Source organism: Microbulbifer pacificus, from assembly GCF_002959965.1.
GTDB lineage: Bacteria > Pseudomonadota > Gammaproteobacteria > Pseudomonadales > Cellvibrionaceae > Microbulbifer > Microbulbifer pacificus_A.
Window position 1 is genome coordinate 1,195,805 of sequence record NZ_PREV01000027.1, and the last position, 19,894, is coordinate 1,215,698.

Here is a 19,894-nt window from a genome sequence, read left to right on the forward strand (position 1 = left end):
TGACGCCACTAAAAACCTTCAAACGCGGACGCAGTCGATCCGTAGAGGTGCCACCAGTTTACTGGCCCAGCTTGTCCTTCAAGCTGTAATAGAGCATTCCCGCTACCAGCCCGGGCCAACGCAACAGGGTTCCACCGGGAAAACTGGGCGTTGGAATGCGCGACAATATATCAAACCTTTCCTCTGTACCGGCAAGTACTTCGGCGAGTATTTTGCCGGCGAACGTAGCCGTCGGGACACCGTGCCCGGAATAGCCCTGGCTGTAGTACACATTCGGTTCCAGGCGCCCAATACTGGGCATCCTGTTCAGGGTGATGGCGAGCGTCCCCCCCCAGCCGAAATCAATGCGGGTATCCGCCAGTTGCGGATAGATCTGCAACATATACTTGCGCACGAAAGCACGGATGTCCTGAGGGAAGCGGGAGGTGTAGTTCTCGCCACCGCCGAACACCAGCCGGTTGTCGCCGGAAAGTTTCCAGTAGTTGATAACAAACAGGGTGTCCTGCAGCGCGTAGTCGTTTGCGATCAGCTCCCGCGCCAGCGATGGCGGAAGCGGCTCGGTAGCCAGCACGAAGTTATTGATGGGCATGATGCGACCAGCCATTTTCGGTTCCAGGTCGCCGAGATAGCCGTTGCACGCCAGAACGACATTACCGGCGCGTACACTACCCCGCGCGGTATTCACCACACAGGGATTACCGCCCTGATAGCTGGTGACACGACTGTATTCGAAAAAACGTACGCCGGCCTTTTCTGCTGCCGCAGCCAGTCCCAGGGCGTAGTTGAGTGGGTGCAGATGGAGGGAACCGCTGTCCACTTGTCCGCCGTAGAAACGGTCGGATCCCACCAGCGAGCGCACTTCCTCACGATCGGCGTAGCGCATCTTGTCGTAACCGTAGCGCTGATTCAGGAGTGCCACCTCTTCTTTCAGCCAGCTGTCGTGACTGGGTTTGGCCGCCAGATGCATGATGCCGCGCTTGAGATCACACTGGATATTGTGTCTCTGGATAAGATCCTCCACCAGCTGCACGGCTTCAAGCCCCATATCCCAGAGGACCTTGGCGGTATCGAAACCGAGCATTTTCTCCAGGTCTTCCTGACCTTTGCGCTGCCCTACCCCAACGTGGCCACCGTTGCGCCCGGAGGCCCCCCAGGCAACCCGCTCCGCTTCGAGCACCACCACCTTGAACCCCCTTTCCGCCAGATGCAGCGCGGAAGAAAGTCCGGTGTAGCCCGCACCGATAATGCACACATCGGCATCTACTTGCCCTTCCAGGGGGGCGTATGCCGGTGCCTCATTGGCACTGGCGGCATAGTAGGAATCAGTGTGGCCGAGCAGCTTGGTTACAGTTCCACTGGCAGGCATGCATAAATCTCCAAAAACAGACTGGTGCGACACGGTTTATTTACCAGGTCATTCACCCAGCCCAAACAAAACCGAATCATTATTCAAAATTTATTGAATGATAATTCGGTTTTTTGCCATAATCAAAGCCCACATGGCGGAAAGACGATATACCTTCACGCGCTGTGGCCCCTCCTGGCACCTGTTTGGGTCGCCGAGGCGGGATATATACTAATGAACCCCATTTCGGGGAAAAGCCTTTCATCATCAAGGTGTACCATGGACAAGATTACCCAGTGGCTCGCAGAACACTCAATTTCCGAGGTCGAGTGCCTGGTACCGGACATGTCCGGAAACGCGCGGGGCAAATTTACCCCCACCTCCAAATTTCTCGCCCAGGACAGCCGTCTCCCGGAAAGTATCCTGGTGCAGACCGTGACCGGCGACTATGTCGACGAGCACAATGAGCTGGTTGATCCGGCAGATACCGACATGCTGCTGGAACCCGACCCCGGAACCATCCGGCTGAACCCCTGGGCCAACGAGCCTACTGCACAGATCATTCACGACTGTTACACACGCGACGGCAAGCTTCACCCTATCGCCACCCGCAACATCCTCAGATTCGTACTCGACAAATACGCTGAGCAGGGCTGGCAACCGGTGGTTGCCCCGGAAGTGGAATTTTACCTGGTCAAACGCAATCTCGACCCCGACGAAAAGCTTTCCGCCCCCGTCGGGCGCTCCGGGCGAACCGAGAAAACCCGACAGTCCTACAGCATTGATGCCGCCAACGAGTACGAGGCGATCATCGAGGACATGTATGATTTCTGCGAAGCCCAGGGACTGGACGTGGACACCCTGATTCACGAATCCGGTACCGCGCAGATGGAGATCAACTTTCTGCACGGCGACCCTCTGAATCTCGCCGACCAGGTGTTTACCTTCAAGCGCACCGTGCGTGAAACCGCCCTGCGCCACGGCATTTACGCCACCTTTATGGCCAAGCCGATGGAAGATGAACCCGGTAGCGCGCTCCACCTGCACCAAAGCGTTCTGGACATCAAAACCGGCAAGAATATCTTCGTCGATGATGAGGGCAATGAGACCGATCTGTTCAAGTACTTTATCGGTGGCACTCAGGAATTCACCCCGGGATTCATCACCTTTTTTGCTCCCAACGTGAACTCCTATCGCCGCTTTACCCCCGAGATGGCCGCGCCCACCAGTCTGCACTGGGGTTACGAAAATCGCACAACAGGTTTGCGTGTCCCCGACAGTCCTCCCCAGGCGAAACGCCTCGAAAACCGCTTCCCCGGAGCTGATTGCAATCCCTACCTGGCGATTGCGGCATCTCTTGCCTGCGGTTATCTGGGCATGATGAAGAAGGTTAAACCGAGCGATCCCTATGAGGGCAGCTGTGCCTCCGAGCCAATCACCCTGCCCCGCACGCAGGAACATGCCCTCAACCTTCTGGCGGAATGCCCGGAAGCCTCGGAAATGTTTGGTGAAAAATTTGTGCGTGCCTGGGCCGCCATCAAGCGCGATGAGTATGAAGAATTCAACCGCGTGATCAGTTCCTGGGAACGGGAATACCTGCTGCTCAACGTGTAAACATCCTCTCACCATAAAAAAACCCGGCTATGCCGGGTTTTTTTATGAAGCCAATCTGTCCGTCACTTGTGACTGGGATCTTTCCAGTAATCCTTCACGGTTTCCTTCATTTCCCGCGCCAGTACCGAAATACCAAACAGGTTGGGCAGTGTCATCAGTACGATCGCCACCGCCGACAGATTCCAGATAATCGTGGTGTCTTCAATGGCTGCCCAGAAGAATGCAACCACATAGACCAAGCGATACGGCATGACAGCTTTGGGACCGAACAGGTAGATCATCGAACGGTCACCGTAATATGACCAGGCGATCGCTGTCGAGAACGCGAACAGCAATATTCCCAGGGTGACAATGTAACTGCCGTACTCACCGAAGAAACCCTTCTGGAAAGCCCGATTGGTGAGCGCAACAGAGTGAAGCAGGGAGTTACCCCACACCTCGACATTCTGATTCACTAATTGACCACTGTTGACGTTCAACACACCAGAGAAATTATCATTGCCCACTCTGAACTCCACATCTTCCGCCACGGAACGGGAGTTGATAACGGTAAATTCACCATTGTTCAGCGGACGGCCATCGGCAACCACAATAGTACCGGTGTAGGGGCGAACCTCGCTATTGTGGCCACTCAGGAATCCAAACAGCTGCTGAACGTGCGCTTCTTCTTTATCTGAGTAAGTGCCGGCAACAACCATCATATCCGCACGTTCGAAACGGTTCATGAACTTTTCGGTCCAGACACCGGACGACAGAATGACAAGACCGGTAAGCGTACAGATGATCAGCGTATCAATGAACGGCTCCAGCAGAGAGACCATACCCTCGGACACCGGTTCGTCGGCTCGTGCCGCGGCGTGCGCAATAGGTGCTGAGCCCTGCCCCGCCTCATTGGAGAACAGGCCGCGGTTTACCCCCCGGTTAAACGCGTAAGCGAAACTGGCACCCAGGAATCCCCCCATCGCTGCGCTGCCATTAAATGCACCGGCAAACACCTCAACAAAGGAGGGGATGATGTTCTGGTAGTTATAGAGGATGACCGCCAGCGCACCGACAATGTACAGAACCGCCATCACCGGCACGATGGTGGAGGTTACTTTCGCAATTCGGGTGATTCCGCCGATGATCACCAGCCCGAGCAGAATAGCGAGCACACCACCGGTCAGCATTTTGCTAAGGCCAAAGGTGTCGTACATGGCCTGAGCGATGTTATTCACCTGGGGCAGACTGCCCGTACCGAAGGAACTGATCACCGTGGCAATGGCGAAGATCACCGCGAGCCACTTCATGTTCAGGCGACGCTCCATATAAAACATCGGGCCGCCGGCATAAAAGCCGTCCGCAGCCTTGATGCGATATTTATGAGAGAGCGTCACCTCAACGAACTTGGTCGTCATACCGAGGAATGCGGTCACCCACATCCAGAAAAGCGCAGCTGGGCCACCCAGAAAAATGGCGAGGCCCACACCGCCGATATTGCCGGTGCCCACAGTACCGGAAAGTGCGGTAGCCAGAGCCTGAAAGTGGGAGGTGTCGCCAGGATCGGAGGGCTTGTCGTACTTACCGCGCACAATCTTGATGGCGTGGCCAAAGTAGCGGATCTGTGGAAATCCAAGGTAAATGGTGAAGAAGAAGCCTACACCGAGGAGAACCCAGGGAAACCAGGCCGCAGAGCCCAGCACACCATCCAGGGTCAACAACAATTGATTGAACGATTCCAAACCAACCCCCACTACGTAATTATTTTTTGATCGTTTTATCACCAGAATGGCAATAATACAGACAATTCTGTGCCAACAAGAACGTCAGACACCTCACAAGTGGCGGCAGATTAGCAGCTTCACCCGCGAGAGAACAGTAATCCGCCAATCAACAGCAGCATAGTCCTTATTTCTGCCATAAATTCAACAATTCACTAATTTTTTTGCAGATACCGACAATTCTGTCGCAAATCTAGCTCTCTGCTGCAAATAAAACCCTGCGCCATCAGAGACGATCTACCGACTGTTCGGCCCAGCTCGCTTTGAACCCCGCACGCTGGGGAAAGATTCCAAACTGCCCGCCGGTATGCACGAATACAACATGCCGGCAACCGGCGTAACGCCCCTGCTCAATATCCTGGAGTAGGCCGTGAAACGCCTTGCCCGTATAAACCGGGTCCAGCAAAATTCCTTCCAGCTGCGCGGCAAGCGCAATGGACTGATAAATCTCCTCCGTAGCCATGCCGTATCCCGGACCAATGTATTTATCGTTGACGGAAATACGCTGTGCATCAAAGGGAAAGGTCTGTGCATACTTTTCAGCCCAGTGCTGAATGTCTTCCTGAATCTTGCTGACAAAATACGCTTCGCTGTCACACACGGCGTAACCGGTTACCTGTGTATCCACACCCAACAGCTGGCAACCGAGAGTCAGCCCTGCCTGAGTGCCGCCACTGCCACTGGCACAGACAAGCCGATCTGGAAAAAAGCCCTGCTCCCGGCATTCCTTGAACAACTCTTCCGCGCATTGCACATACCCCCAAATACCCAGCCCATCGCTGCCACCGGTGGGGATACACAATGCGCGGTCACCCTGAGTCCGATAGTGATCCGTCCACTCCTCAAATAGTTGTGGCAAACGGCTTAGATACTCCTTTAATGGGTAGAGAGAAACCCGCGCACCCGCCAGGTAGTCCACCAGTAGGTTGCCATCCGGCAAATACTCGGTAGCGAGCTCATGCCCCCCACGGAGAATGAGGTGGGACTTCATTCCGACTCGTGCGGCAGCCAATGCCGTAGCCCGGCAGTGATTGGACTGCTCTCCCCCGCACGTAATCAGCGTGTTACACCCACGCGTCCTGGCCTCGGCAATAATGAATTCCAGCTTACGCAATTTGTTGCCAGACATGGCGCTTTCGGTGAGATCGTCCCGCTTGATCCAAACCTGTGGCCCGCCGAACGGTGTCGAGAACAATTCTGTGATTCTGCGCAACGGATGCAGTGGTGTGGGCAGATTCGCCAGGCGTTCACGGGCCGGATATTGAATGTTCACGGTTTCCTTCCTCTACCAGTCGATCAACAGTCATCTCGGACATAAAAAAACCCGGTAGAGAACCGGGTTTTCTGCTATCTCTCAGTACTCCGGAAAAGCTGACATTACGCAGCCAGACAGGAATTGAGGATCAGATATTTTTAATGGTGCCTTTCGGGAGTACGGCGTGCACAGCTACTTTCTGAAATTTCAGTTTCATGTTGTCCGCCACTTCCAGAATCAGGTAATCATCGTCGACTTTTTCAACGCGCCCGAGCATGCCGCTGGTCATTACCACTTCGTCGCCCTTTTTGAGAGCACCCACCAGTTCCTGGTGTTCTTTCTGGCGCTTGCGCTGCGGGCGAATAATAAACAGCCACATGAACAAAAACAGACCAGCGAACATCAGCAGAGTTACCAGTGGGTTACCCTGTGGAGCCGGCGCAGCCTCTTGTGCCATAGCGGCAGGAATAAAGAAATCCATGTTCCAAACCTCGATAGAGTCAGTCGTAAAATATGGGGGCCAACTCTAACGGCTTTGTCAAAATGAGGCAATCCAGAGCATCGGCCGTTAGCCGAGACTCTGGATTACGTGATGCGAGGTTTCTGTAGAAATGTCTCAGAATCTTTGACGAACCTGGCGGCGATACCCCGTGGGAGACATGCCGGTCCAGCGCTTGAAGGCACTGGTAAAACTGGTTCTATCAGAGAAATCGAGAATACGGGAAATACCATCCACGCTAAGTGCAGTATCTTTCAGGAAGTGCACTGCGTGACGGAAACGGACGTGATCGCGAAGCGAGGCAAAACTCAGGTTGTGCTCCTGCAGGCGACGCTGCAAGGTCCGGGTAGACATGCTGAGGTCAGATGCTACCGGGCGAATTGCCAGAGATGCCTTTCCAATCCGTTGTTCCAGCACGTCGATTACTCGAGCGGCGATACCGAAGCTGGTGGCTTCCGGCGGCGCCAGCAACTGGTCAAGAATGTTCGGATCACCGGACAGTCTTGCCTGCTGCAAGGGTTTGTCTTCTGAGAGCGAAGCTTGGTCTGGCTGAATATGGTTCATTGAGCTGCTCCTTGATGGGTTCCTTGAGCCGCGGTTATTGTTCTATGCCCGCTTCCTGCGAGTCCCTATATACCACTGCCAACAATATGGATTATCAAATCGACTGCTGACTACTACCCGGGTGCCGGGGCACACCTGAAAACAGGCATCGAAGCCTACCCAGAGTGATTGTTTTTTGCACTACTTCCTCGCACCACACCCAATCGCTCTGGGCCAGACGGTTGAGCGGCGCTCCTTTACACAAGCCAGTATAGACCATCTGAGGAGAATGCAAGGGGCGACAGTGAATTTTTTTTAATTGCCGCACAAAAACCTCTCCTGCACTTATCAGGCCAGATTTTCATCAATCCACTGGAGCACGTCGTCGTGGTGGGTTTTGGTTTTCACCTTATCCATGATGTGCCGCAAGCGACCGCTCTTATCGATGACAAACGTGGTGCGCAACAATCCCATATACTCACGCCCCATGAACTTCTTTAACCCCCAGCAACCGTACTTGTCGGCAACCTTGTGATCGTCATCCGCCAGCAGATCAAAATTGAGGTCGTACTTCTCGATAAACTTCTGGAGCTTGGTTTCCGGGTCGGGGCTAAGACCTAAAACTACCGTATCCCGACTGGCGAACTCTGCCGCGCTATCGCGAATACCGCAGGCCTGTGTGGTACAACCGGGAGTCAGCGCCTTAGGGTAAAAGTAGAGAACCACATTTTTTTTATCCCGAAAATCCTTTAGAGACACTTTTTCGCCGTCTTGATTACTCAGCGCAAATACCGGTGCCAGATTCCCGATTTTGGGAAATGCCATATCCCCTCCCCCTCGATGTCTATTGGATGTAAATGAAACGCGTGCATTATATCCAATAGGTCAATCGACTGCTGGTATACGGAATCGTCAAAATTCCTGCAGACGGAAACACTGCTCCCGTCGTGCGCGCAGACCGCAATTACCGAGCTTGTCCACCAGTGCCGCCTTTTCCGCATCAGTCAGAAATTCACCCACTTCCAGGCACCCCTCCGGACCAGTAAACGTGACGACGGCGGGTTCCGCCGGTGTGGTGCCCATGCGCACCAGCACGGCCAGGCTGTTGCGATCAAATTCGGTGTGATAGACCGGACGCTTGAGACTGCCACGACTGGTATCGAGAATTACGCGGTCATCGCTGATACGGATCACCTCCCGTCGGGTACCCTCCATATATACATAACCAAACAGCACAGCCAACAGGAGTATTTCCAGCCCGGCGAAGGGAATCACCATCCAGGCACCCGCCAGGGCAAACGCGATGCTGATCCCCAGCGACACGGCCACCAGCGAGATGAATACCCAGAGATTTCCTTCCAGCGACAGGGATTGGTTAGGCGCGAGGAGAATACAGGTCCGGCGCCCGCGCGCGCCGCCAACTTCTTTGACCATGGGTACGGCTTCCATCACTGTGACTTTTTCAGTGTAGGACAGGGCATTTTCGAACCAAGGGTCACCCTATGCCTTCGATCAGGGGGAGATTGGCGTAGCCGCCGCCACGACTGGACTACACTCCGGCAGGGCGCGCGACCAGCAGGTCAGAAGTGGAATAACCGAATAGCCACCAGACTTGGGGGCTGGATTTTCGCGCGGTCAGGGGGCAAGATGCCGGCGTCTTTCGCCCGCGCGACCACAAGCCGCGCCTGTCACGCCGATTATGGCGCCTGTAAAAGAAAGCCGCGTGATGCCCCAGAGGCATGCCCATCAGCAAACGCGAACAACAAGAGCACCATCATGCAAGTTGAATCCATTGATACGCTTCTCAAATCCAGCCAGCGCGAAGGCGAGTCCGTGCGCATTCAGGGCTGGATTCGCACCCGCCGCGATTCCAAGGCCGGCCTGTCTTTCCTCGCCGTGCACGACGGCAGCTGCTTCGACCCCATTCAGGTGGTTGTGGAGTCCGGCATCAATAACTATCAGTCTGAAGTGCTGCGCCTGACCACTGGCTGCGCGGTAGATATTGAGGGTACTATCAAGCCATCCGAGGGCCAGGGCCAAGCTATCGAACTGCTGGCAACCCAGGTGACGGTGGTAGGCTGGGTCGAGAATCCAGACACCTACCCCATGTCCCCCAAGCGCCACACCATGGAACACCTGCGCGAGCACGCCCATCTGCGTCCGCGCACCAATGTGAGTGGCGCGGTGGCGCGGGTACGCAACTGTATTGCCCAGGCCATCCATCGCTTCTTCCATGAGCGTGGGTTCAACTATGTGCATACGCCCATCATCACCGCTTCAGACTGTGAAGGTGCGGGTGAGATGTTCCGTGTAAGTACCCTGGATCAGTCCAATCTGCCCCTGACCGACAAGGGCGACGTGGACTATACGGAGGACTTTTTCGGCGAGGAAACCTTCCTCACCGTGTCCGGTCAGTTGAACGTGGAAAGCTACTGCCTGGCCCTGTCCAAGGTGTACACCTTCGGCCCTACCTTCCGCGCGGAAAACTCCAACACCACCCGCCACCTGGCGGAGTTCTGGATGGTGGAACCGGAAATTGCCTTTGCGGATCTGGCGGACTGTGCCAATCTCGCCGAAGAGATGCTGAAATACGTATTCAAGGCGGTGCTGGAAGAGCGTCCCGATGATATGAAGTTCTTCGCCGAACGCATCGACAAGGAAGCCATCAGCCGCCTGGAAAACATCATCGGCAATGACTTCGCCCGCATCAATTACTGCGAAGCCATCGAAATTCTCGAGAAATGTGGCGAAAAGTTCGAATTCCCGGTTTCCTGGGGTATCGACCTCGCCTCCGAGCACGAGCGCTACCTGGCCGAGAAGCATTTCATGAAGCCGGTGATCGTCCTGAATTATCCGAAGGACATCAAAGCCTTCTACATGCGCATGAACGACGACGGCAAAACCGTGGCGGCAATGGATATCCTTGCTCCGGGCATTGGCGAAATTATCGGCGGCTCCCAGCGGGAGGAGCGCCTGGATAAGCTGGACGCGCGCATGGATGAAATGGGCATTCCCAAGGAGCATCTGGACTGGTACCGCGATCTCCGCCGCTACGGCACCGTACCCCATGGTGGTTTCGGCCTCGGCTTTGATCGCATTGTGTCCTACGTAACCGGTATGGGTAACATCCGCGACGTGATCCCCTTCCCGCGCACCCCGCGCAATGTGAAATTCTGATTTTCACGTTCGCGCAGGCATAAAAAAACCCGCACACTGTGCGGGTTTTTTGTTTTCACAAATCGGGATTCGTGAAATCAGGGCAGCAGGTGCGCAACAGCGTCGCGCTCTTCAGCCAGTTCGGTCTCCGTAGCCGTCATCTTCTCGCGAGAGAATTCATTGATCTCTACGCCCTGGACGATTTCCCAGTCACCGTTTTTGCAGGTTACCGGGAAGGAGTAGATCAGGCCTTCCTGGATACCATAGGAACCGTCGCTGTACACAGCCATGCTGGTCCAGTCGCCCTCTGCGGTACCCAGTGCCCAATCGCGCATGTGGTCGATGGCCGCATTGGCCGCGGAAGCCGCAGAAGAAGCGCCACGCGCCTTGATGATGGCGGCACCGCGCTGCTGAACAGTCGGGATGAAGTCAGTCTCGTACCACTCCTGCTCCACTTTGCCCATCGCGTCTTCACCATTAACCTTGGCCCGATGCAGGTCAGGGTACTGGGTGGCAGAGTGGTTACCCCAGATAGTCATGTGAGTGATGTCGTTCACGGTGGAATCGGTCTTGTTCGCCAGTTGCGTCAGGGCACGGTTGTGGTCCAGACGGGTCATGGCGGTGAAGTTGCGCGGATCCAGGTCCGGCGCATTGCGCTGGGCGATCAGGGCGTTGGTGTTGGCGGGGTTGCCCACGACCAGCACTTTCACGTTGCGCGCAGCAACTTCGTTCAGAGCTTTGCCCTGGGCGGAGAAGATGGCGGCGTTGGCTTCCAGCAGGTCCTTGCGCTCCATACCCGGGCCGCGCGGACGAGCACCAACCAGCAGTGCGTACTCAACGTCTTTGAAGGCAACGGTAGCGTCGTCAGACTGTACGATACCAGCCAACAGCGGGAACGCGCAGTCTTCCAGCTCCATGGCTACGCCTTTCAGGGCTTCCAGCGCAGGAGTGATTTCCAGCAGTTGAAGAATGACCGGTTGATCTTTACCGAGCATCTCACCGGAAGCGATGCGAAACAGCAGCGAGTAGCTGATCTGGCCGGCGGCGCCGGTAACTGCGACACGAACAGGTGCTTTCACGATTAATCTCCGTTGTTTTCAGGCGCCCGCATTATAGGGCCTTGCAAATAAATTTCATTAACCTTCTCGGGCTAACTGACTGGAATTGTCAGGCCAAATTCTTCACCGGACCCGGATAGCGGTCTTTTAAAGCCTCATACAGCCGATTGCTGAAATTTTCTGCTGCAGCGTCCAAAGATTGAACAACTTCAGCAAGATGCTCATTGTCTTCCCGGCCATTCCAGAGCTTCTGATAGCTGCCATCTTTATAGCCGTGGTCCTGGCGGAAGCGGTTCAGAACATTCTTGCCGACGTAACGGCGATAGAGCTCTTCGAACGGCAGCTCAACATCGGCCATCAGCTGCGCGAAACCGACGAGATCGAACTGTTTGCTCGCGAGTGTTTTCAGTGTGAAGGCTTCCAGGTTTTCGCGGAAGTCACCGGCCGCAGCGCTGTCTGCAGAAAGTTGCCGTAACATTTTTTCCGCTACCTGCTCGGGGGTACCCTGCTGTAACTCCAGGCTCAAACCGAAGTGCCAGATGTCCACCAGTTCCAGTTTCACCTGCTCCATTTCAGGCTGCTGTTTTTTCCACCATTTCCAGCCAAAATGATCCAGCAGTTCCGCGCTTTCCACCCAGATGGCCCGATACCAGGGAAAATTCTGTGCGCGCCAGTTTTCGTTCACCAGCGTATTGATCTCATCCTGCAGTGCCAACATGGTCTGCAATTGTGTTTGCAACATAAACGTTCTCGCTAAATCAAACCTCGCGCTCAGGCAGCGCGAGGAAAAAGTCGATGGAAGTTTTGCGTGGTGGCCTCGGCCAATGCTTCGTAGGTGATGCCACGCTGCTCGGCGATAAACTCGGCCACCTCGCGTACATATGCGGGAATGTTCGGTTTGCCGCGATACGGCACCGGCGCCAAGTAAGGGGAGTCAGTCTCCACCAGCAGGCGGTCGAGAGGTACCTTCCTGGCAACGTCGCGCAGCTCTTCCGCATTTTTGAACGTCACTATCCCAGACAGGGAAATATAGTAATTCAAGTCCAGCGCGGCCCTCGCCATTTCCCAGCTTTCAGTAAAGCAGTGCAGCACACCAGCGTGCTCACGACTGCCATGGGTGCGGATCAGTTCTATGGTGTCTTCGCGGGCGTCGCGGGTGTGTACGATAACCGGGAGTCCCACCTCCTCCGCCGCCTGCAGGTGGGCGATAAAACTCTTCTGCTGAACGTCTTTCGTTTCGGTACTGTAGTAATAATCCAGACCGGTCTCACCCAGGGCCACCACCTTGGGCTGCGCTGCGAGTATTTTCAGCTTTTCAATATCCGCAAGCCCGGAATCCACATCCAGGGGGTGTACACCTACGGAACACACCACATCCTCATAGCGACTCGCGAGATTGACCACTGCATTCACATTCTCGAGACTGATCCCAACACACAGGAACTTGCCCACGCCACGGCTGCGCGCGAGCTCGAGTACCTCATCGAGGCCACCGTCGAATTTGTCCAGTTTGAGCCTGTCGAGATGACAGTGCGAATCTACCAGCATGGAGCCAATCCCATTGGTTGGGAGCTACCCCTGCGGGGTAGCCTCGTGAAGAAAGTCGGGAATTATACAGATAGGGGTCCCGGAGCGCGCGTCATGGCGCCGGGAGAATCTGGTGCGGATCAGAGGGTGTGTGTCGGCCGGCTGGATTCGAGCGAACCTGCGAGTAAGGTTTCTATCTTGCTCTGGGCCGTATTTTCCTTGTCGCTGAACTGAATTCCGATACCCGGTGTTCGGTTACCTTGGGCACCGGTAGGAGTAATCCATACTACTTTTCCGGCAACTGGCAGCTTTTCCGGTTCATCCATCAGGCTGAGAAGCAGGAAAACCTCATCGCCCAGACTGTAGTTTTTGTCGGTATTGATGAACAGCCCACCATTTTTCACAAATGGCATATAGGCCGCATACAGCACGGATTTGTCCTGAATTTTCAGTGACAGGATGCCGTTACGGGCACCACCTCCCATACCTTTCATACTCAACCCCGTTCCAGTGGCCGCGGATCCGCTACGGCCTGAATTCAATGTTTATTTTCCCGCAGTGCCGCGGCGGATGGTCGCTGTAACTTACCCCGCCTGGGTGCGGTGTGTCTACTCGCCCGATAAAAGTCATTACGCCTGACGAAACAGCGCCGCCCAGCGAATCATCAGCTCCTCCAACAACAGGCGCTTGTTGGGGTTGCTGTTACCCGAGAGCAGCGCTCTCGCCTTTAACAGCTGGTCATAAAAGCCGAACAGGCGTTGCATCCCCTGCGGGCCAGCGCCGGGCAGGCGCTGCAGCAGCGACATAATCGTACGCTCGCCACTGCTATCGGTACTTCGCGCCCGCAGCATCTGGCCAACCCAACTTTGCCAGCACTGTAGTAACAGGTTGAGATCAGCTCCATCACCCGGAGACTCCCAACGACCAGCCAGGGTCACTGGGCTTTCGTCCCCCCGGGTCAACGCACGGATATCAGCGAGAAACTGTTCGCGCAAGTCGAGGAATTCCGGCTCCATGAGACTGACCGCCAGCAAAGGCGCGCCACCCGCCAGGGTAAGCGCACCGGTGGCCGCCTCACCTTCTACACCGCTGTCGCTCAACCAGCGCAACGCCGACTGCTGTGGCGGCACCGGGAACGCAACCGTCTGGCAGCGGCTACGGATGGTCGGAAGTAAGCCTGAGGGGTTGTCGGTAATCAGCAAAAACACCACCGAAGCCGAGGGTTCTTCCAGATTCTTGAGCAGTGCGTTGGCTGCATTGACATTCATGGCTTCCGCCGGCGCCAACCACACTACCCGCGCGCCTTCACGACCACTTGTACGGCCGACAAACTCACCCAGCTGCCGGATCTGCTCAACTTTCAATGGCCCCTGGGGCTTTTCCGGTACCACACGGATAAAGTCGGGATGGGAGCCGGCAATACGCAGCTGGCAACCGCGGCATTCACCGCAGGCCAGCCCGTGTCTGGGCTGATCGCACAATAGCAACGCCGCAAACGCCTCTGCAAAGCGACGCTTGCCGAGTCCCGGTTGACCGCTCATCAGCAGAGCATGGGGACAGCGCCCCGCCGTCCACTGGGCGCCAAGTCGTTGCCACTGCGCCGCCTGCCAGGGCAGAGGTGACGGGATGGCCGGCTGTCTTTCGGCGCAACTTTCTTCTCTCGCAGGATCAGATTTCACAGACATGGCTCACGGCGCCGCCGCTATGGTTTCGAGAATATCCGCCAGCTGCTGCTGTACTGCGGCCAGTGGCCGGGCGGCGTCGACCATCGCATAACGTGATGGCGAGGCTTCGGCGCGTTCGCGATAGGCCGCGCGCACCTTTTCAAAAAAGACGAGTTGCTCACTCTCAAACCGATCCGCCTCCCCGGTAGTCGCCGCCCGCTGCAACCCGATGACAGGGTCGAGATCCAGCAGCAATACACGATCCGGGCGCAGGTCTCCCTGCACCTTCTGTTCGAGCTCGGCGATCAGTCCCCGGTCAAGTCCCCGTCCGCCACCCTGATAGGCGTAGGTAGCATCGGTAAAGCGATCACACACCACCCATTTCCCCGCGGCCAGCGCCGGTATGATGACACCACTCAGATGTTGCGCCCGCGCAGCGAACACCATCAGCAATTCGGCTGTGGGATCGACAGCCTCTTCGCGCTTTTCCAGCAGAAGCGTGCGCAGCTGCTCCGCCAGCGGTGTGCCGCCGGGTTCGCGGGTCTGTACAAAATCGATATCCCGCTCGCGCAGCCAATGAGTGATGAACTGGAGATTGGTGGACTTGCCTACGCCCTCACCACCTTCCAGGGTGATAAATTTTCCTCTGGGTAAATCTGTCATGGATTCATTATTGAGTCTGTTGTGTATGAGCGCCGAAATGTCGCGAGCCATATCAGGCTATGCTGTCATTCGCGATTTTGGGCTTCCGATGGTGTAGAGCGATAGTCGGAACGACGTTTAAGCTGATATTTCTGCACTGCACGATTGTGCTCCTGAAGCGTCGCAGAAAAGTGGTGCGAACCATCCCCCTTGGCCACGAAATACAGAGACTCGCCGGCCTTCGGGTTCAGCGCCGCACGAATCGCCTCCCGCCCCGGCAGAGCAATCGGTGTTGGTGGCATACCGTTAATCACATACGTGTTGTAGGGAGTCGCCGCGCGCAGATGTGAGCGGCGAAGGTTGCCGTCATAATTTTCTCCCAAACCGTAAATTACCGTGGGATCGGTCTGCAGGCGCATCCCTTTGTCCAACCGCCGCACGAACACGCCAGCGATTTCACCGCGCTCCCAGGGAACACCCGTTTCCTTTTCTACAATGGATGCCATGACCAGCGCTTCGTAGGGGTCTTTGTAAGGCAGATTTTCCGCGCGCTGTTGCCACTCTTCCGCCAATACCGTTTCCATCCGTGCGTAAGCCTGGCGCAGCAGATCCAGATCGGAAGAGCCTGAGCGATACACATAAGTGTCGGGAAAAATTCGCCCCTCTGGATTCCCTTCAATGCCGAGCGCAGTAGCCGCAGCGGCCACCGTTTCACCGGCTGGCGTGGATTTGACTCGCGTAGCCTTACGGATCTGTGTCAGTGCCTGCTGAAATGTCCATCCCTCTACCAACGTCACCCGATAACGGGTGACATCGCCACGATGGAGACGACCTACCAGATCCATGGCATTACTGCCTGCGGGAATCATATATTCCCCCGGGTGAATACTGCCCTGCTCTTTTATCCTGGCATATACCCGTACCCAGATGGGTGAGCGCACAACGCCCTGTTCGTGCAACTGGGAGATAACCCGGGAGAGATTGCTACCGGCTTCTACATCCATCCGCAGCCCCTCAACGGGAAGAGATAACGGCTTGACCAGTGCATTCTGCACAGACCAGAACACGGCTGTGGCACCGGCAACTCCCAGGAAAAACAGCAGGAGAAAACCACGCAGCCAGGCGTTCAACCCTCGCTTGCGGCCTTCTGAGCCCCTTGTTCTCGCACTTGAGGATTTTTTCTTTTTATCTACCACCGTGCCTCTACCATAAATTTTCACCGACCAGTTGCTGCAATGCCCTCGTTGCGGGACCGGTGGATATCCGCAGTGCCGCTTTACCATCCAGCCCCTGCAGACCCACCACAGGGACCACACCACGCACACTGTTGCAGACCGCCAGCTCATCTGCCAACAGCAGGTCTTCACACGTCAGCGGATGTTCGCTGATTTTTGCGTGACTCGCCAGCCATTCAAGCATCACGCCCCGGACACCACACTCGGACAGATCCGGAGTCAGCCAGCAACCGCCGTCGCGCACTAGCAAATTGCAGCGCAGCGCTTCAATCACGTGTCCGTGGCGATCCAGCAGCAGCCCTTCCGGCAGTGGCTCGGCCGCTGATACTCGAGGCAACTCTGCCGCGGCGCGCTCATACAAGGTGCGCTGCAGTAATTTACAGCCAGCCGCCGCTACTGGCGCGCAACCACTTCTCGTTTCCGTATTACTGGAGAAAGTAAATAGAGATACAGAAGCCTCTGGCTCCAGTCGAGTCTCACAGCAGATAAGGTTAACGCCGAGATCCCAGGGAGACGAAACCTCAAGTGGCACAGCACTAAAATCCCAGCACGGCGCCCCACGCCAATTGCCATAACGGAAACGTATCCTGGCACCGTATAGCCAGTTTTTCGTTTGCAGGGCAATTTTCTCCGCTGCTGTCTTGACCTGCGAGTGCAAAAAAGAGTCCGCGCCCGCGCAACGGGTAAAGCGCGCGAGATGCAGCGACAGCAGAGGAATTGAGCCCCGGGCGGCATGCATGGTCTCCAGCAGACCGCAGGAAAACTCACCATCACCGGGCAACAGTTCCCGACTGCCCGACGAGGAATAAAATATTGAGGCTGGCTGGGTCACGAAGAAAGGGAAGCGGCGCAGGTGCGATCCGTAAGAAGCGCACCCACTGCTTTTGACAATGTCAGAGCTGACATTACACCCGCTGAAAAATCAGCGAGCCGTTGGTACCACCAAATCCGAAGGAATTGGAAAGCACCGCGTCGATGTTCATCTCCTGCGCGGTATGAGGCACCAGATTCACACCCAGGCACTCTTCATCCACGTTATCCAGATTGATCGTGGGTGGAGCGATTTGATCCTGCAACGCCATCACCGAGAAAATCGCTTCGATAGCGCCCGCAGCACCCAGCAAGTGACCAGTCATGGACTTGGTGGAGCTTACCGCAAGCTGATCCAGGCATCCCTCGAACACCGAACGCACCGCGGCAATTTCAGCCTTATCACCCAGCGGGGTGGAAGTACCGTGGGCATTGATGTACTGGATTGCAGATGCCTCAAGCCCCGCATCTTTCAGCGCATTGGCCATGGACAGTGCAGCGCCGGCGCCGTCTTCGGGCGGAGAGGTCATATGGTGCGCATCGCCACTCATACCAAAGCCGCTCAACTCTGCGTAGATTTTTGCTCCACGGGCTTTCGCATGTTCGTACTCTTCAAGCACCAGAACACCAGCGCCCTCACCCAGCACGAATCCGTCGCGATCGCTGTCCCACGGGCGACTGGCCGCCTGCGGGTTGTCGTTGCGGGTAGAAAGTGCGCGCGCCGCACAGAATCCACCAAGACCGACGGGCGTGGTCACCATTTCCGCGCCGCCACACACCATTACGTCGGCATCGCCGTACTGGATGGTGCGAAGGCCAAGGCCAATAGCGTGGGTGCCGGTGGTGCAGGCGGTCGTAGTGGAAAGGTTCGGACCTTTCATACCGTACTTGATCGACAGATTTCCGGACACCATGTTGATGATGGCTCCCGGCACAAAAAATGGAGAAACCCGGCGCGGGCCTTTCTCCGCGATCAGCAAGGCGTTGTTTTCAATCGCGGCGATACCGCCCATACCGGAACCGATGCAGGCACCGACACGCGGGGCATTGGTTTCGGTTACCTGCAGGCCAGAATCTTCAACAGCCTGAATCGCAGCGCTCAGGCCATACTGTAAAAACATATCCATCTTGCGCGCGTCTTTCTGCGCAACGTGGGGCTCGGGGTCAAAGTTTTTAACCGTCGCGGCAAACTGAGTGCTGAACGCCGATACATCAAAGGTGTCAATCGGCACTACGCCACTGGTGCCAGCCAACAAGGCGGACCAGGTATCTTCAAGGGTATTTCCCAGTGGGCTGACTGCGCCCATTCCGGTAATAACAACTCTTCTACGCGACACTTGCGCCTCCCCCGAAATCAATCAAACACGCCGGAAACTATACTGCTTATACCGGTCGTTTATTTACAAGGTTCAAATAGACGGAGAGCCGCGCTATGTAACATAGAACGGCTCTCACAGTACTTCAGTAACGGGCCTAATTACCCCTTACCTGAGCTATCCAGCTGGGATCAACCGAGGTTCTGGTTGATGTAATCGATGGCCAGCTGAACAGTAGTGATTTTTTCTGCTTCTTCGTCAGGAATCTCAGTTTCGAATTCCTCTTCCAAAGCCATTACCAGCTCAACTGTGTCGAGGGAGTCAGCGCCCAGATCTTCAACAAAGGATGCTTCAGGTTTTACATCTTCTTCCTTCACGCCCAGTTGTTCAGCAACGATCTTTTTTACGCGCTCTTCAATGCTGCTCATGATTCAATTTAACTCCTAGTGGATAAAAATCTGATTTGGTCGCTGTTTAAAAGTTGCCCACGTTATGTGGTGATTCAGCAACCGGCTAACACAGCTTATGGTTAATGCGAGGCGGCATTGTACCCTGATTTTTTCGGGATGTAATGCACCGACTCCCAGCAACCCATGAATGATAAATTTTTCTTTATCAATCAATCGTTTAGGGTAATTTTCTCGAAAGAAAATCAGCCCATATACATGCCGCCATTCACATGAATGGTCTCTCCGGTCACATAGCCGCCAGCGTCACTGGCCAAAAATGCGACAACCGATGCAATCTCTTCTGGCGCACCCAATCGGCCCAGCGGAATCTTGGTCATCAGCGCTTCGCGCTGCGCTTCCGGCAACACTTTTGTCATATCTGTGTCGATGAATCCGGGGGCCACCGTATTGACGGTAATTCCACGAGAGCCAACTTCCGCCGCCAGTGCGCGAGCAAAGCCCGCGACGCCGGCCTTGGTAGCAGCGTAGTTGCTCTGGCCGGGATTGCCCATGCTGCCGACAACGGAGCTGATATTGATAATTCGCCCCCAGCGCGCCTTGGTCATATCCCGCAGACAGCTTTTGGTCACACGATAGACCGCCGTGAGGTTGGTATTCAGCACCGAATCCCACTCGTCGTCCTTCATGCGCATCAACAGATTGTCCTGGGTGATACCGGCGTTGTTAACAAGAATCGTGGGCGCACCGAATTCGGTTTTCACGGAATCCAACACAGCGCTGACGCTGTCTGGGTTGGTGACATCCAGTTCTTTGCCGGCACCTTTAACGCCCTTCTCCGCAAATCGCGCGGAAATTTTTTCCGCACCGGCGGTGCTGGTCGCCGTACCAATCACGATGGCACCCTGAGCCCCCAGCAAATCTGCAATAGCAGCACCAATGCCGCGGCTGGCGCCAGTTACCAGGGCTACCTTACCTTCGAGCGACGTTGAAAAAGACATAGTTTCTCCCGTTGTCCAATGGATCGCGTCATCCGCCGCAAGGCAGTCGCGCGATCTACCGA

At 55.7% G+C, this 19,894-nt stretch carries 20 protein-coding genes; 2 read left to right on the top strand and 18 right to left on the bottom strand.

The window, feature by feature from the left end; genetic code table 11:
• Positions 1 to 58: 58 nt before the first annotated feature.
• A complete protein-coding gene (locus C3938_RS15775) occupies positions 59 to 1,366 on the bottom strand; it encodes an NAD(P)/FAD-dependent oxidoreductase (RefSeq protein WP_105104178.1) in 1,308 nt (435 codons plus the stop codon).
• A 258-nt stretch (positions 1,367 to 1,624) separates the two neighbouring features.
• Between C3938_RS15775 and C3938_RS15780 the strand changes: the two genes are divergently transcribed.
• Positions 1,625 to 2,959, top strand: a complete 1,335-nt coding sequence (locus C3938_RS15780) for a glutamine synthetase family protein (protein WP_105104179.1) — start codon at positions 1,625 to 1,627, stop codon at positions 2,957 to 2,959.
• Between the two features lie 62 nt (positions 2,960 to 3,021).
• Here the strand turns inward: C3938_RS15780 and C3938_RS15785 are convergent, their stop codons facing one another.
• The 6 genes from C3938_RS15785 to C3938_RS15810 all read right to left on the bottom strand — a co-directional run bounded on the left by C3938_RS15785 (position 3,022) and on the right by C3938_RS15810 (position 8,450).
• Entirely contained in the window at positions 3,022 to 4,680 is a 1,659-nt protein-coding gene (locus C3938_RS15785) for an alanine/glycine:cation symporter family protein (protein ID WP_105104180.1), read from the bottom strand.
• 265 nt (positions 4,681 to 4,945) lie between these two features.
• A complete protein-coding gene (locus tag C3938_RS15790; RefSeq protein WP_105104181.1) occupies positions 4,946 to 5,992 on the bottom strand; it encodes a D-cysteine desulfhydrase family protein in 1,047 nt (348 codons plus the stop codon).
• Between the two features lie 130 nt (positions 5,993 to 6,122).
• Positions 6,123 to 6,455: a preprotein translocase subunit YajC gene (gene yajC, locus C3938_RS15795; protein ID WP_105104182.1), complete on the bottom strand. Its 333-nt coding sequence runs from the start codon at positions 6,453 to 6,455 to the stop codon at positions 6,123 to 6,125.
• A gap of 135 nt (positions 6,456 to 6,590) precedes the next feature.
• Positions 6,591 to 7,037, bottom strand: a complete 447-nt coding sequence (locus tag C3938_RS15800; RefSeq protein WP_043316188.1) for a helix-turn-helix domain-containing protein — start codon at positions 7,035 to 7,037, stop codon at positions 6,591 to 6,593.
• A gap of 327 nt (positions 7,038 to 7,364) precedes the next feature.
• Positions 7,365 to 7,841 (bottom strand): thioredoxin-dependent thiol peroxidase, encoded by a 477-nt coding sequence (bcp, locus tag C3938_RS15805; protein ID WP_105104183.1) that lies wholly within the window; start codon positions 7,839 to 7,841, stop codon positions 7,365 to 7,367.
• A gap of 87 nt (positions 7,842 to 7,928) precedes the next feature.
• Positions 7,929 to 8,450, bottom strand: coding sequence for a DUF2244 domain-containing protein (locus tag C3938_RS15810; RefSeq protein ID WP_233998953.1), 522 nt, complete (start codon positions 8,448 to 8,450; stop codon positions 7,929 to 7,931).
• Between the two features lie 342 nt (positions 8,451 to 8,792).
• Here C3938_RS15810 and asnS point away from each other — a divergent pair, with 342 nt between their 5' ends.
• Positions 8,793 to 10,193, top strand: coding sequence for an asparagine--tRNA ligase (gene asnS / locus C3938_RS15815; protein ID WP_105104185.1), 1,401 nt, complete (start codon positions 8,793 to 8,795; stop codon positions 10,191 to 10,193).
• Between the two features lie 77 nt (positions 10,194 to 10,270).
• On the opposite strand, the gene C3938_RS15820 is transcribed toward asnS, so the two are convergent.
• The 11 genes from C3938_RS15820 to fabG form a co-directional block, all read right to left on the bottom strand.
• Positions 10,271 to 11,251 (bottom strand): malate dehydrogenase, encoded by a 981-nt coding sequence (locus C3938_RS15820; RefSeq protein WP_105104186.1) that lies wholly within the window; start codon positions 11,249 to 11,251, stop codon positions 10,271 to 10,273.
• A gap of 88 nt (positions 11,252 to 11,339) precedes the next feature.
• Positions 11,340 to 11,972 carry a dUTP diphosphatase gene (locus C3938_RS15825; RefSeq protein WP_105104187.1) on the bottom strand — a complete coding sequence of 211 codons (633 nt, stop codon included), beginning with the start codon at positions 11,970 to 11,972 and terminating at the stop codon, positions 11,340 to 11,342.
• 29 nt (positions 11,973 to 12,001) lie between these two features.
• Positions 12,002 to 12,778, bottom strand: coding sequence for a TatD family hydrolase (locus C3938_RS15830; protein WP_105104188.1), 777 nt, complete (start codon positions 12,776 to 12,778; stop codon positions 12,002 to 12,004).
• A gap of 119 nt (positions 12,779 to 12,897) precedes the next feature.
• Positions 12,898 to 13,251: a PilZ domain-containing protein gene (locus tag C3938_RS15835; protein WP_105104189.1), complete on the bottom strand. Its 354-nt coding sequence runs from the start codon at positions 13,249 to 13,251 to the stop codon at positions 12,898 to 12,900.
• Between the two features lie 135 nt (positions 13,252 to 13,386).
• Positions 13,387 to 14,442, bottom strand: a complete 1,056-nt coding sequence (locus C3938_RS15840) for a DNA polymerase III subunit delta' (protein ID WP_105104190.1) — start codon at positions 14,440 to 14,442, stop codon at positions 13,387 to 13,389.
• A gap of 3 nt (positions 14,443 to 14,445) precedes the next feature.
• Positions 14,446 to 15,084 carry a dTMP kinase gene (tmk, locus tag C3938_RS15845; RefSeq protein ID WP_105104570.1) on the bottom strand — a complete coding sequence of 213 codons (639 nt, stop codon included), beginning with the start codon at positions 15,082 to 15,084 and terminating at the stop codon, positions 14,446 to 14,448.
• A gap of 65 nt (positions 15,085 to 15,149) precedes the next feature.
• Positions 15,150 to 16,193 (bottom strand): endolytic transglycosylase MltG, encoded by a 1,044-nt coding sequence (mltG, locus tag C3938_RS15850; RefSeq protein WP_233998954.1) that lies wholly within the window; start codon positions 16,191 to 16,193, stop codon positions 15,150 to 15,152.
• Between the two features lie 73 nt (positions 16,194 to 16,266).
• Entirely contained in the window at positions 16,267 to 17,130 is an 864-nt protein-coding gene (locus C3938_RS15855; protein WP_267893052.1) for an aminotransferase class IV, read from the bottom strand.
• A gap of 73 nt (positions 17,131 to 17,203) precedes the next feature.
• Positions 17,204 to 18,445 carry a beta-ketoacyl-ACP synthase II gene (gene fabF / locus C3938_RS15860; protein WP_105104571.1) on the bottom strand — a complete coding sequence of 414 codons (1,242 nt, stop codon included), beginning with the start codon at positions 18,443 to 18,445 and terminating at the stop codon, positions 17,204 to 17,206.
• A gap of 170 nt (positions 18,446 to 18,615) precedes the next feature.
• Positions 18,616 to 18,852, bottom strand: a complete 237-nt coding sequence (gene acpP / locus C3938_RS15865) for an acyl carrier protein (RefSeq protein ID WP_010130751.1) — start codon at positions 18,850 to 18,852, stop codon at positions 18,616 to 18,618.
• A gap of 224 nt (positions 18,853 to 19,076) precedes the next feature.
• The gene (gene fabG / locus C3938_RS15870) at positions 19,077 to 19,832 is read right to left on the bottom strand and encodes a 3-oxoacyl-ACP reductase FabG (protein ID WP_105104193.1); all 756 of its coding nucleotides are present in this window, start codon (positions 19,830 to 19,832) and stop codon (positions 19,077 to 19,079) included.
• Positions 19,833 to 19,894 lie beyond the last annotated feature (62 nt).

What these genes read in the sequence shown, in the direction of transcription:
- C3938_RS15775 (WP_105104178.1), bottom strand. Translation starts at nt 1,366, where the DNA reads ATGCCTGCCAGTGGAACTGTAACCAAGCTGCTCGGCCACACTGATTCC.
- C3938_RS15780 (WP_105104179.1), top strand. Translation starts at nt 1,625, where the DNA reads ATGGACAAGATTACCCAGTGGCTCGCAGAACACTCAATTTCCGAGGTC.
- yajC (WP_105104182.1), bottom strand. Translation starts at nt 6,455, where the DNA reads ATGGATTTCTTTATTCCTGCCGCTATGGCACAAGAGGCTGCGCCGGCT.
- C3938_RS15800 (WP_043316188.1), bottom strand. Translation starts at nt 7,037, where the DNA reads ATGAACCATATTCAGCCAGACCAAGCTTCGCTCTCAGAAGACAAACCC.
- bcp (WP_105104183.1), bottom strand. Translation starts at nt 7,841, where the DNA reads ATGGCATTTCCCAAAATCGGGAATCTGGCACCGGTATTTGCGCTGAGT.
- C3938_RS15810 (WP_233998953.1), bottom strand. Translation starts at nt 8,450, where the DNA reads ATGGTCAAAGAAGTTGGCGGCGCGCGCGGGCGCCGGACCTGTATTCTC.
- asnS (WP_105104185.1), top strand. Translation starts at nt 8,793, where the DNA reads ATGCAAGTTGAATCCATTGATACGCTTCTCAAATCCAGCCAGCGCGAA.
- C3938_RS15825 (WP_105104187.1), bottom strand. Translation starts at nt 11,972, where the DNA reads ATGTTGCAAACACAATTGCAGACCATGTTGGCACTGCAGGATGAGATC.
- C3938_RS15830 (WP_105104188.1), bottom strand. Translation starts at nt 12,778, where the DNA reads ATGCTGGTAGATTCGCACTGTCATCTCGACAGGCTCAAACTGGACAAA.
- C3938_RS15835 (WP_105104189.1), bottom strand. Translation starts at nt 13,251, where the DNA reads ATGAAAGGTATGGGAGGTGGTGCCCGTAACGGCATCCTGTCACTGAAA.
- C3938_RS15840 (WP_105104190.1), bottom strand. Translation starts at nt 14,442, where the DNA reads ATGTCTGTGAAATCTGATCCTGCGAGAGAAGAAAGTTGCGCCGAAAGA.
- tmk (WP_105104570.1), bottom strand. Translation starts at nt 15,084, where the DNA reads ATGACAGATTTACCCAGAGGAAAATTTATCACCCTGGAAGGTGGTGAG.
- acpP (WP_010130751.1), bottom strand. Translation starts at nt 18,852, where the DNA reads ATGAGCAGCATTGAAGAGCGCGTAAAAAAGATCGTTGCTGAACAACTG.
- fabG (WP_105104193.1), bottom strand. Translation starts at nt 19,832, where the DNA reads ATGTCTTTTTCAACGTCGCTCGAAGGTAAGGTAGCCCTGGTAACTGGC.